The sequence below is a fragment of the uncultured Duncaniella sp. genome (assembly GCF_910578445.1).
GTDB lineage: Bacteria > Bacteroidota > Bacteroidia > Bacteroidales > Muribaculaceae > Duncaniella.
Genome location: NZ_CAJTQC010000008.1, coordinates 45,107 through 58,655, shown reverse-complemented (window position 1 = coordinate 58,655; position 13,549 = coordinate 45,107). Strand labels below are relative to the sequence as shown.

Annotated in this window: 10 protein-coding genes; all 10 read left to right on the top strand. The window is 48.0% G+C overall.

The window, feature by feature from the left end; translation table 11 throughout:
* Positions 1-18: 18 nt before the first annotated feature.
* The 10 genes from recQ (at position 19) to QZ311_RS05210 (ending at position 13,546) form a co-directional block, all read left to right on the top strand.
* Positions 19-2,193 (top strand): DNA helicase RecQ, encoded by a 2,175-nt coding sequence (recQ, locus tag QZ311_RS05255; protein WP_297064997.1) that lies wholly within the window; start codon positions 19-21, stop codon positions 2,191-2,193.
* A gap of 43 nt (positions 2,194-2,236) precedes the next feature.
* The gene (locus QZ311_RS05250) at positions 2,237-2,896 is read left to right on the top strand and encodes an ATP-binding cassette domain-containing protein (RefSeq protein WP_297064994.1); all 660 of its coding nucleotides are present in this window, start codon (positions 2,237-2,239) and stop codon (positions 2,894-2,896) included.
* A gap of 119 nt (positions 2,897-3,015) precedes the next feature.
* Positions 3,016-4,302: an NAD(P)/FAD-dependent oxidoreductase gene (locus QZ311_RS05245; RefSeq protein ID WP_297064991.1), complete on the top strand. Its 1,287-nt coding sequence runs from the start codon at positions 3,016-3,018 to the stop codon at positions 4,300-4,302.
* A 131-nt stretch (positions 4,303-4,433) separates the two neighbouring features.
* Positions 4,434-6,221, top strand: a complete 1,788-nt coding sequence (gene argS, locus QZ311_RS05240; protein ID WP_297064989.1) for an arginine--tRNA ligase — start codon at positions 4,434-4,436, stop codon at positions 6,219-6,221.
* Positions 6,222-6,325: 104 nt separating this feature from the next.
* A complete protein-coding gene (locus QZ311_RS05235; RefSeq protein ID WP_297064986.1) occupies positions 6,326-7,069 on the top strand; it encodes a Bax inhibitor-1/YccA family protein in 744 nt (247 codons plus the stop codon).
* Positions 7,070-7,193: 124 nt separating this feature from the next.
* Positions 7,194-8,390 (top strand): saccharopine dehydrogenase family protein, encoded by a 1,197-nt coding sequence (locus tag QZ311_RS05230; protein WP_297064983.1) that lies wholly within the window; start codon positions 7,194-7,196, stop codon positions 8,388-8,390.
* A 124-nt stretch (positions 8,391-8,514) separates the two neighbouring features.
* Positions 8,515-11,007 (top strand): hypothetical protein, encoded by a 2,493-nt coding sequence (locus QZ311_RS05225; RefSeq protein ID WP_297064979.1) that lies wholly within the window; start codon positions 8,515-8,517, stop codon positions 11,005-11,007.
* A 581-nt stretch (positions 11,008-11,588) separates the two neighbouring features.
* Positions 11,589-12,143: a hypothetical protein gene (locus tag QZ311_RS05220; protein ID WP_297064977.1), complete on the top strand. Its 555-nt coding sequence runs from the start codon at positions 11,589-11,591 to the stop codon at positions 12,141-12,143.
* Positions 12,144-12,368: 225 nt separating this feature from the next.
* Positions 12,369-13,088, top strand: a complete 720-nt coding sequence (locus QZ311_RS05215) for a hypothetical protein (RefSeq protein WP_297064975.1) — start codon at positions 12,369-12,371, stop codon at positions 13,086-13,088.
* A complete protein-coding gene (locus QZ311_RS05210) occupies positions 13,085-13,546 on the top strand; it encodes a hypothetical protein (RefSeq protein ID WP_297064972.1) in 462 nt (153 codons plus the stop codon). Before QZ311_RS05215 ends, QZ311_RS05210 begins: the two co-directional genes overlap by 4 nt.
* Positions 13,547-13,549 lie beyond the last annotated feature (3 nt).

Sequence of the window (13,549 nt, the reverse complement as noted above, 5' to 3'; positions counted from 1 at the left end):
CAACCTGAAGCATATCCCATGAATCAACGACTTCACGACGCACTTAAAGAGCATTTCGGTTTTGACTCCTTCAAGGGCAACCAAGAAGCTATCATGAGCAGTCTCCTTGACGGCAACGACGTTTTCGTCCTCATGCCGACCGGAGGCGGAAAATCGCTCTGCTACCAGCTTCCCGCCCTCATGATGGAAGGTACGGCCATTGTTATATCCCCGCTGATAGCCCTGATGAAAAATCAGGTGGACGCAATGCGCCATTTCAGCGAGGCAGACCATGTGGCCCATTTCCTTAACTCCTCGCTCAACCGCTCTGCAATCGATCAGGTGAAATCAGACATCACCGCCGGACGCACGAAACTGCTCTATGTCGCTCCGGAGTCGCTGACCAAAGAGGAGAACATTGAATTTCTAAAAACCATACCGATTTCCTTCTATGCGGTCGACGAAGCCCATTGCATCTCGGAATGGGGTCATGACTTCCGACCTGAGTACAGGCGCATCCGCCCCATCATCAACGAAATCAATCCGCGACCGATGATCGCGCTCACGGCCACCGCCACGCCCAAGGTGCAGCATGACATCCAGAAGAACCTCGGCATGACAAATGCCAAGGTATTCAAGTCGTCGTTCAACCGCGAGAACCTGTATTATGAGGTGAAGCCGAAGACACAGAACATCGACAAGGAAATCATTAAATATATCAAAAACAACCCCGGCAAATCAGGCATAATCTACTGTCTGAGCCGCAAAAAAGTCGAGGAACTCGCAGAGATGCTTGTTGTCAATGACATCAAGGCTCTTCCTTATCACGCCGGCATGGACGGAGCGACCCGCAGCTCCAATCAGGACGCATTCCTGATGGAGAAAGTGGATGTGATCGTGGCCACCATAGCCTTCGGAATGGGAATCGACAAACCCGACGTTAGATTTGTTATACATTATGATATGCCCAAGTCGCTTGAGGGCTACTATCAGGAGACAGGCCGCGCCGGCCGAGACGGAGGTGAAGGACAGTGCATCACCTTCTACACGGCCAAGGACCTTCAGAAAATGGAGAAATTCATGCAAGGCAAACCGCTTGCCGAGCAGGAAATCGGGCGGCAGCTCCTGATTGAAACCCAAAGCTACGCTGAGGCAAGCAGTTGCCGCCGACGTTCGCTGCTGTTTTATTTCGGCGAAGAATACGGACAAGACAACTGCCAGAACTGTGACAACTGCATTAATCCAAAGAAAAAAGTGGAAGCTAAAGATGATTTATGCGCGGTGTTGGAAACCGTCATCGCACTAAAAGAAAAATTCAAGGCCGACCATGTTACCGACGTTGTGCTCGGACGGGCAACCTCAGATGTCAAATCCTATGAGCATGACCAGCTTGAAGTGTTCGGCAGCGAACAAGGCGCAGACGAGCGCCTTATCAGTGCCGTAATCCGCCAGGCTATTCTTGCCGGCTATCTCGAACGCGATATCGAGAATTACGGACTTTTAAAAATCACATCGAAAGGCAAAAAATTCCTTTCGCGTCCTGAATCGTTCAAAGTAGTCGAGGACACTGATTTCAGCGAGGAGCCGGAACCCGAAATCCTGAAGAGCGGAGGCTCATGTGCAGCCGACGATGAACTTTTCAGCATTCTTAAAGACCTGCGCAAGAAGATTGCCAAAAAGCTCGGCTTGCCTCCTTATGTGATATTCCAAGACCCGTCGCTCGAAGCGATGGCCACGACCTACCCGATTTCAATAGAGGAACTTCAGAACATCCCCGGTGTAGGCCAAGGCAAGGCTAAACGCTATGGCGAAGAATTCGTCAAAGTAATCAAGCGTCATGTCGAGGACAATGAAATCGAACGCCCCGAGGACTTCCGTGTGCGCAGCGTGCCAAGCCGAAATTCTACAAAATATTTCATCATACAGGCTGTAGACCGCAAAATCCCACTGCCGGAAATAGCAATTGCCAAAGGCCTTGATTTCAGCGAACTCATCGACGACATCGAAGCTATCGTGTATTCAGGCACAAAAATCAACATCAATTATTATATCGACGAGATTATCGACGAAGATTCTCAAGAAGAAATTTTCGATTTCTTCAAAGAATGTCAGACCGACGATCTCAACGAAGCTTACCGCGAACTCGGAGAAGACTTTACGGAAGACGAAATCCGCCTGATGAGAATAAAATTCATGTCAGAGATGGGCAATTAACCACGCGCAAAAAATTTCACATCTGCCACCATAACTCGAAAGCATGGGAAAAGTCATAGAATATAAGGATGTCGAGCTTCACCGTCAGGACCTGATAGCTCTGAAACACGTCAACCTTTCGGTCGACGAAGGCGAATTTGTCTATCTCATGGGCAAAGTCGGGAGCGGCAAGTCAAGCCTGCTCAAATCCATCTATGCCGACATACCCATTGCTTCGGGTGAGGCGCGGGTGCTTGATTACGACCTCAACACAATACGCAACAGACAGATTCCATATCTGAGAAGAGAAATCGGCATCGTCTTTCAGGACTTTCAGCTCCTGACCGACCGCAGCGCCTACGCTAATTTGCGTTTCGTGCTTGAAGCGACCGGCTGGCACGACAAAGCCGAAATCGAAAAGCGCATAGAGGAGGTACTGAAACAAGTCGGGATGCTTAACAAGAGTTACAAAAATCCTCACGAACTATCAGGAGGCGAACAGCAGCGCATAGTGATAGCCCGCGCACTCCTCAACAGCCCGCGCATAATCCTTGCCGACGAACCGACAGGCAACCTTGACCCGGTGACAGGTGAGGCCATCGTCAGCCGTCTGCATGAGATTGCGAACAAAGGAACCGCAGTCATAATGGCAACACACAACCTATCGCTCGTAGAGCAATTCCCAGCCCGAATTCTGACATGCGAAAACCGGACAATAGTCTGAAAATCACAGAACCCTGACCCTCGATTATATTTCATCAGACACAACGGAATAAAACCAACAGGAGAAGCAATGCGTTATAGAATCAACAAAACGATAAACGCAATTTGTCTTTCCTGCTTATGTCAACAAAACAGAAAATAGTTGTGGTCGGCGGTGGTTTCGCCGGTCTGAATTTTGTCAAGAAGATAGACAAAAGTAAATTTGATGTAATACTTGTCGACAAACACAATTATCACACCTTTCCGCCTCTGTTTTATCAGGTAGCTTCGTCGGAACTTGACCCGACAAGCATCTGCTTCCCTTTGCGCCGTGAATTGCGCAAACGCAACTGTCACGGGACGACTTTCCATATCGGGAAGGTCCGGAATATAGACGTGGTGGCAAAACAAGTCTCAACCGATTATGAAACCATCCATTACGACAAGCTCGTAATGGCAATCGGCACAACCAATAATTTTTTCGGCAACAACAGCCTTATAGATAATGTCTACACACTGAAATCGACTGATCAGGCCATCAGGATACGCAACGAAATATTGTTTCGCTGCGAACGTGCCGCAGTCGAGACTGACCGCGAAAAGCGTCGCCGCATGTTGAGTTTCGTTGTCATCGGCGGCGGTCCGGCGGGAGTCGAAATCGCAGGCGCTGTCGGAGAGCTGAAACGCTATATCCTTAAACGCGACTACCCCGGCATTTCGCCTGACGAACTTAGCATAACAATCGTCGAAGGGGCTGACCGCCTGTTGGGTACTATGAGCCGGGAGGCTTCTGACACAGCATTGCGAGACCTTGGCCAGCTAATGGTCGACGTGAGACTCGGACGTCTCATGAAGACGTATAATGAAAATGTAATCACACTTGATGACGGCTCGACGATTTACAGCGAGATGGTCATCTGGACCGCTGGTGTGACCGGCGTGCCTATAGAATTTTCAGGTGTTGACTATAAAGCCGGACGTGGCGGACGCTTTCCAACCGACCAATATTGCCGGGTCGAAGGGCTCGACGATATTTATGCCATCGGAGACATCGGCTTGCTGACAACCGAGAAATATCCCAAAGGCCTTCCCCAGCTCGCACAAGTGGCCATCCAACAAGGGCGATTTCTTGCCAAAAGCCTGAATTCCGGCAAATTTGACAAGCCATTCAGATATGCCGACAAAGGCTCTATGGCCACAATCGGCCGAAACAGGGCGGTGGCCGACCTCCACGGCATACATTTATCGGGATTCGTGGCATGGCTCGCATGGATGTTCATCCATCTGATTTCACTGCTTGGCATGAGAAACAAAATCAACGTAGTCATCAACTGGATATGGGCATATTTCAGCTATAACACATCACTGCGCCTGCTTCTCGGCGGATCAAAATATCCCAAAAGAGGAGAGTTATGGGACAAAGGATGACAAATATTTCGGATATTCGCATTTTTATTGTAATTTTGTGATTTGAAGCATGGGAGCATCATGCTCTCTTGCAAAACATAATCATCAGAGGAAATTTTTTATTTATTAAAGACAAAATCCGAACAATAAAAATGTCTATTGATAGCATCATTGCACAGGCAGTCTCAAAAGCTGTCAAAGAGCTTTACGGTATCGACACTCCCGCAGAAACCATAGTACCACAGGCCACCCGTAAGGAATTTGAGGGTAACCTGACAGTTGTTGTTTTCCCTTGGGTCAAGGCTGCGCGCAAAGCGCCCGATGCCGTCGGTCAGGAAATCGGCGCATGGCTTGAGGCTAACGAAGAAGCCGTTGAAAAATTCAACGTTGTCAAAGGCTTCCTCAACATCACGGTCGCTCCAAAATTCTGGAATTCGGTACTCGGCCATATCGCCGACACACCCGACTATGGCCTGAAGGCTGCCGACGCAAACTCGCCTCTCGTAATGGTCGAATATTCATCACCAAATACGAACAAACCTCTTCACCTCGGCCACATCCGCAACAATCTTCTCGGTTTCAGCCTCGCTGAAATCCTCAAGGCTTGCGGCAACCGCGTCGTGAAAACCAACATAGTCAATGACCGAGGCATCCATATCTGCAAATCAATGCTCGCATGGCAGAAATGGGGCGAAGGCGTGACCCCGGAATCGGCCGGCAAGAAGGGCGACCACCTTATCGGCGATTTCTATGTGCTCTTCGACAAACACTACAAAGCCGAGCTCAAAGCTCTTGAAGAGCAGGGCATGACCAAGGAGGAAGCCGAAGCCGCATCACCATTGATGAAAGAAGCGCGCGCAATGCTCGTGAAATGGGAACAGAAAGATCCCGAAATCCGTGCCCTATGGGAGACAATGAACTCATGGGTCTATGCCGGTTTCGACGAGACCTACAAGCGAATGGGCGTAAACTTCGACAAAATCTATTACGAAAGCGAAACCTATCTTGAAGGCAAAGGCAAAGTGCTCGAAGGCCTTGAAGCAGGAAAAATGTACCGCAAAGAGGACGGCTCTGTCTGGGCCGACCTTACAGGCGAAGGACTTGACCACAAACTTCTGTTGCGCAGCGACGGCACATCTGTCTACATGACTCAGGACATAGGCACTGCCAAACTGCGCTATGAGGATTATCCCATCGACAAGATGATATATGTCGTGGGCAATGAACAGAACTACCATTTCCAAGTCCTGTCCATTCTCCTTGACCGTCTTGGGTTCAAGTGGGGCAAAGATCTCGTACACTTCTCCTACGGCATGGTCGAACTTCCCGAAGGCAAGATGAAATCGCGCGAAGGAACTGTCGTTGATGCCGACGACCTGATGGACGACATGGTGGCGACAGCCAAAACCGTTTCGGCCGAACTCGGCAAACTCGACGGTCTCAGCGACGAAGAAATAGCCCGCATATCCGAGATGGTAGGCCTTGGAGCGCTCAAATATTTCCTCCTGAAAGTCGATCCCCGAAAAAACATCACTTTCAATCCCAAGGAATCAATCGACTTCAACGGCAATACCGGCCCCTTCATACAATATACCTACGCTCGAATCTGCTCAGTGCTCCGCAAGGCCGAGGACGAAGGTATGAAAATCGAAGGCTACAGCAATGTCGCTCCGGGAGAGCGTGAAATCACCCTTATTCAGTCTTTGGCTGATTTCCCGGCAACCGTACAGGCAGCAGGACAGAGCTACAGTCCGGCGCTCATCGCCAACTATATCTATGATCTCGTGAAGAGCTACAACCAGTTCTATCACGACTGCTCTATCCTGAAGGAAAGCGACGCTGCCAAACGTTCGCTCCGCCTCGAATTGAGCCGTCAGACAGCACGAGTAGTAAAGACCGGCATGGGCCTACTCGGAATTGAAGTTCCCGAAAGAATGTAAAACGGCTCACGGCCAATAGTCCAACAAACATGTTGCGTCATTAATACGTTTTTATATATCTACTCTCTAATTCACTTCACACAAACTAAAAACGCATCTAAAACATGAGTTACAATCAGCAGACCCCTCCCCCTTACTATGGCGGAGGCAATAACTACAACGGCTACCATGCCTCACAGGCAGAGGTGGTCCAGACCACCACTTCAGTGATGAAGCGCGTCTACTTCAAAATGTTTCTCGGTCTTCTCGTGACCGCATTCGTCTCTCTCTTCTGTTCGACTTCGATGAGCTACATGACCTTTATGGCGACCAACTCTTGGTTCTACTGGGGTCTTTTCATCGCCGAACTCGTACTTGTATTCGTACTGTCAGCACGAGTGATGAAGATGTCATCCATAGCGGCAACACTGCTGTTCTACGCATTCGCAGCTATCAACGGCATGGCTCTCGCTCCGATTTTCCTCGTCTATACAATGACTTCCATCGCCAAGACATTCTTTATCTGCGCAGGAACGTTCGGAGCTATGAGTGTCTACGGCTATTTCACAACTCAGGACCTTACAAAATGGGGCAATTTCCTGTTCTATGCGCTTATCGGTCTGATTATCGCTTCTGTTGTCAATATCTTCACCAAGAGCTCTACCCTTGACTGGATCATCTCGATAGCAGGTGTGCTTATCTTTGTCGGCCTCACCGCATGGGACACCCAGAAAATCAAGCAGATGGCACTCGTGACACCGTCGGCATATGCAGGACACCTCGCTACAATCGGCGCGCTCACACTCTATCTCGACTTCATCAACCTCTTCATCTATCTCCTCAGATTCTTCGGAAGCCAGCGCGACTGACAGACTATCTATCCTGAAAAATAAATCTGCTGAGCGACGGATTGCATTTCCGTCGCTCAGCAGTAAAAAAATTTAGCTATACACAAACTCTGATCTAAAAATCCTATCTTATAAAATAGAGAACATGGCAAAAGTCGTAATTATCGGAGCAGGCGGCGTAGGAACCGTTGTCGCTCACAAGTGCGCCCAGCACCCTGAAGTTTTCACAGAAATCGTCATCGCTTCGCGCACCCGCAGTAAATGTGACGCAATTGTCGAAGCCATCGGCAAACCCAACATCAGTTCAGACGTTGTTGATGCCGACAGCGTTCCTCAGCTTGTCGAACTGTTCAACCGCCACAAGCCTGAACTCGTCATCAATGTAGCTCTCCCCTATCAGGATCTTACCATCATGGATGCCTGCCTTATATGCGGAGTCAACTACCTCGACACAGCAAACTATGAGCCCAAGGACGTGGCACACTTCGAATATTCATGGCAGTGGGCCTACAAGCAGCGTTTCGAGGATGCCGGCCTGACCGCAATCCTCGGTTGCGGATTCGACCCCGGAGTGTCCGGCGTGTTTACAGCATATGCGGCCAAGCACTATTTCTCCGACATGGAATATCTCGACATCGTCGACTGCAACGGCGGAGACCACGGCAAGGCATTCGCCACCAACTTCAACCCCGAAATCAACATCCGCGAAATCACACAGAACGGACGTTATTACGAGGACGGCAAATGGGTGACCACAGGTCCGCTCGAAATCCACAAGACTCTCACCTATCCGAATATCGGTGAGCGCGAAAGCTACCTTCTCTATCACGAGGAACTCGAATCACTCGTCAAGAACTATCCCTCAATCAAGCGCGCACGTTTCTGGATGACATTCGGACAGGAATATCTCACACACCTCCGTGTAATCCAGAACATCGGCATGGCACGCATCGACGAAGTGGAATTCAACGGACAGAAGATCGTTCCTCTCCAGTTCCTCAAGGCTGTCCTTCCCAATCCTCAGGACCTCGGTGAGAACTATCACGGCGAAACTTCAATCGGTTGCCGCATCGAAGGTCTCGACAAAGAAGGCAAGCACCTTACATATTACATCTGGAACAACTGCTCTCACGAGGAAGCATATCGCGAAACAGGCATGCAAGCTGTCAGCTACACGACCGGTGTCCCCGCAATGGTAGGAGCGATGATGTTCCTTACAGGAAAATGGGTTAAGCCCGGTGTGAACAATGTCGAAGAATTCGATCCGGATCCATTCCTCGACGAGCTCGCCAAAAACGGCCTCCCTTGGAACGAGAAATTCAATCTCAACCTTGAAGTATAATATACTTACTCAATAGCACGGGCGCTTTTTTGAGTATCGACAGAAAGCACATTGAAAAATCAAGACAGCTTCTGATGATACCAAAAAGCGTCCGCGCTATTTTTATTAAAGACCATCTCTAACCATGATTAAACCTCTACTGCTAACGGCATCTCTGCTATTTTCCGGGACACACGCCCTTGCCGGAGATTTTTCTGTCAGTCCCGACTATTCATCAATCAGCCTGAACGGCCACAGCTATCCCCTCAGTCCGTCAGCACTCTTGCTGACTTCAGGAAAAAGCTCATCACCCTACGTATTCAACGATGCGCTTTCAGCCATCAATGCCATCAACAATTCCGGAGCATCAAACGTGACACTGTTTGTCGAGCCGTCGGTCTACTGGCTCGATAATCCTGACGATCCCGAAATCCGCCGCAACCCAAAGAATTCCGGGAGCATTCCGTATGCAGCCGAAATCAGATGCGACACACTTTCCATAATCGGACTTGCCGATAATCCTGATGATGTGGTTTTTGCAGTCAACCGCGGACAGACACAGGGAGCATTGGGCAACTATACGATGCTCCGTTTCACAGGCAAAAGTCTGCACACTGAAAACATGACATTTGGAAACTACTGTAACGTAGACCTCGTCTATCCTAAAAATCCATCGTTTAACCGTCAGAAACGACGCGAAGCCATCGTGCAGGCCCAACTTGGCATATGTGAAGGCACTGACAGGGTCTTTGCCAGAAACTGCCGGTTTATCAGCCGTCTGAACCTATGTCCGTTTGTCGGCGGACGGCGCTCGCTCTATAAAGACTGCTATTTTGAATGTACGGACGACGCACTCACCGGCTCTGCCGTGTATCTCGACTGCAAATTTACATTCCACAGCGGAAAACCGTTCTACTCCACCGCATCCACAGGAGCTATTTTTCTCAATTGCGACATACATACACTTGTCAACGGTGTCCAATACCTAACCAAAGCCCCCGGCATGGTCACTATGATTGACACCCGGTTTACCGCAGACAATCCCGTAAAACTACAATGGACACGCGACGTTTCACCGATACGCTGCTATCAAAGCGGAGTCACACTCAACGGCAAACCCGCCGTCATCGATGCAGAACGTCCTGATCTCAGCAGCGACATTACCAATTCCCCGCTACTTGAAGCCTACAAAGTCATCAGCGGAGGAAAAACTATCTATAATACCTCTAACCTTCTCGGAGGAAACGACGGATGGGATCCACTTGGGATGCTTCCGGAAATAAAAAAAGCAGAAGCCTCACAATCCAAATCTCTGACCTCGCTCCCGGTCGCACTGAAAATAAACATCTCATCACGTCCGCTTGCCGCTCAAGGCGACACGCTGCATATCTCCACCACTCCTGTCTGCTGGGGCGACTATCCGACAACCGGGAGATATAATAGAATACGCTGGTCCGCACCGACAAACATCAAGCTTTCAACCTCAGGCCTGACAGCAACCGCCACCAGCTCAAATCTGTTTCCACGAAAAGCAGAAAGCATAATCACAGCCACGACATCCGACGGCCTTGTCGGCGCTACAAAAGTCGTTGTAGAGCCATTCCTCAAAGACGCTCCTGAATTTTCCGCAGCTCCGTCTGTGACAGTCGAAAAAGGTATCGCAAAAGTAAACTATAAACTTTCAGAAGACGGAAACGACGAAAGCTACATCGTATGGTATCGTTCGACCCGGCCTGACGGAGCTGACAGCATCCCTGTTCGCCACGGCAGAGGACTAAGCGGAGCAACTTATACCCTTTCAAGCGCCGATCACGGATTTTTCATAACAGCAGCCGTTTCGCCTAAACTTGATGACACTCGCCAAGGAACACGCCAAAGCGCCAGACTCGAATGTGGTGAAATCACTAAAAAAATATCAAAGGCTTCGCCGAAGAAAGAACGTACACTCGTGACATCATTTGCGGAAATTCCTATCAGAAAGACAAAAGGAGGAAAACCGGGCTTCTGGCATTTCGACTCTTATAAACCGGCCGACACGCAGCTCCACGACTGGACAGCAGACCCGAATCTGAGCTGGTATTACGGTCAGGGAACCGATGCGTCGACAGGGACAGGACTAGTACAGGCAACCCGTGGAGCTCGTTTATCCTACACCCCTACGATTACAGAATGCAAGGCAATGAAACTTTCACTCATAGCCGAGCCGTGTAAAGGTCCGGGACAGGGTTTTGGAAGCGCTACCGGCCAGTATATGGACATCTGTATCAGATTCGATCCGCAGACACTTTCAGGCTACGGATTGCGAATCGAACGCACTCCCGACTATGATAAAGCCGTCACATTCACACTTGTCCGCTATGCCGACGGAAAAGTCTCTCCAATCAGCACACCTGTCGCTTCAAACTGTTTCCGCAATCCATGTCATATCTCACTCGAACTCAGAGATGGCATTCTTAGCGCCAACGCGTCAACTGAAGCTCCGGCCGTCGGCAGCAGCAATCCCGACGTGAAGCCTGCCGTGAGCATTTCAGCTAAAGCTGCAATACCCACCACTCACAATTCATTCGCCATCCAACACACCGGTTCTGTAGGCGCATCAGCAACTTTAATCCGCGATTTAAAGGTTTCATGGGAATAATATTCCGACTATAGCACCAGACTATGGTTCTCAACCCATAGTCTGTGGGATATAACATTATTATAAGCACAACAACACTTCCGTCCGGCTGCGTCACAGAAATGCAGCCGGATTTTATTATATCTATTTATCGCCAACAAACCATCTGTCTTTTCTATGATAGCCTTAATTCGGTTTAATACATAGTCTTCCATAATCTGAAATTCATTTAATTGTCCATTTATGACACAAAATTACACCGTTAAATCACTGCAAAAGATGCGATAATACAAAAATGCATGGAATAAGTCAATTTTACGACCCTTTTAGTTTTTAAATTAATACCTATTTATTAACTTTGTAACTATTCCACATTCATCCACTAAAGAATAATGCCATGATAAAACAAATCACTGCGCGATTAAGAAACCGCTGAAGCAGGTATATCTGATTTCATATATAGAGACCGCCAGACTGAAATTTTTCACTAAAGTGTTTTCGTTTTAAAAAAAAGTTATTACTTTCGCAGTACAGAACGGTGACCATGAAAAAACAGTCGTGGCCATTGAGAAAATAGAAAGAAAAACAATACACGATTCAATATGATATTCAATTTTCGTATCGTCTCTGACGAAGTCGACAACTTCAAGCGTGAAATACAAATCGACGCTGACGCCACATTTCTTGACCTTCGCAATGCCATCTGTGACTCTGTTGGCTACGACAAGGGGCAATTCAGTTCATTCTTTATGTGTGAGGACGGATGGGAACGCAATCAGGAAATCTGTCTGGAAGATATGGGATCGGATTCATCGGAGGATGTCTATCTGATGGAAGACACCCCGTTGAGTGATTTTATCGAAGATGACGGTCAACGCCTCGTATGGGTGTTTGATTATATGACAGACCGTTCATTTTTCATTGAAATGAAAAAGTCGATTCCCGGTAAAAATCTCCACGACCCACTCTGTACGATTTCAATGGGCGAAGCCCCCTCTCAATTCGTAGACCTTGATGACTTTGATGCAAAGATTGATGCAAAAGCCGCACAATCAGTAGTTTCGTCAGATCTTGATGATGATTTCTATGGTTCGACCGAATTTAACGAAGACGAATTTGACGCTGCCGGTTTTGACGAAATGACATTTGACGAATAATCGAATTTATTTTAGTTTGTGAATATAAATCCCTGTCAGGCAATGTGATGGCTGACAGGGATATTTTTTAGTAGTAGAAGCTTAATGTCAGGAGTCAGTGGCAATTATGCAGATTTCAGTGTTAAAAAAACGTAACCATACGTTACACTGTGATTTTATCATTTCTCATGATTGTTTTATTCAGATTTAATACTGATATTTGCAACTATAAAAATCGATCACATTATGACTAAGATATTCTCTCTTCTGTTTGTCTGCCTGCTCCTTGGAGGCTGCACAGACAATCGTCGTGCCTACGAGACACCCTCACAGATACGCGACTATCAGACTGACGCTGAAATTATGGCTCAGTTCGTCGACATTGATGCCTCAACCGGGCTGTTTTATGTCAATGCCGACAAAAAAATAGCAGTTACAGACTATGTTGTGAATCATGGTCGCGAGGAGCTTGGCTCAGTCAGCGACATAAACCGTGACCGATTTCTAAGCGAGATGAATGACGCCAACGTCATACTGAAAACACTCCGTGATGCGCCACATGTCAGTGCCATGGTCTACTCGACATGTTCAAACAGCCATGTGCGGACAGGCACAAACGAAAGCTATCTTAAAGTCAACCGGTTCGCAAATGAAATAAGCAGATCGGGATTTCTCGGAAATGTCGATATAAGCGGACGTAAGACCGATGCCACGCTCTATCGTCTACCGGAAAACATACAGATGAACGTAGCCGCATCGCCACGCTCGACATTCTACGTCTCGCAACTTTCGTTTTGCGACAATAACGATACAGACCGGGCGACAATAGTCATTGCGGGCGTAGGAACGACCATACCCAAAGACTATATGATTATGTTCGGCATCGATGCAAACCGCGAGTCAGTTAAAATCAAAGGCTCGTCGTTGCTTGATGACAGTCCTGTCTCTATCAGTTTCTCAAAATGAAAAAAACAGTCATTACGGCAATCATAACGGCAGTGACAACAATCATACTTGCCGCATGTGAAAAGACAGGATATATTGGGGCTGAACAGGAAAGCGTGGTGGCGAGACTGACCGCATACAATTGGGTAGTCCAATCAGTCACATACCCCGACATGAAGCCCGAAGTCTATGATAATGGCAATCAAATATATAGCTTCGAGACTTCAGGCAAGGGCTATTGTCGATATGTGAATCCTGACCCAGACAAAGATGACACTGTGACCTATTTTCAATGGGCTTTCACAAACGACACATTTTCAGTCGTTTATTTCAGCGATGGCTATTCCATGACTTATTGGCTTATCGACAAACTGACTGACAAGGAGCTGCATGTCACTTGTGCCAACCAAGACCCGGTCATCTATCCTAACATATATAAAACCAAATATGTATTCAAAGCTATTTCAAAAAATCAATAGCCG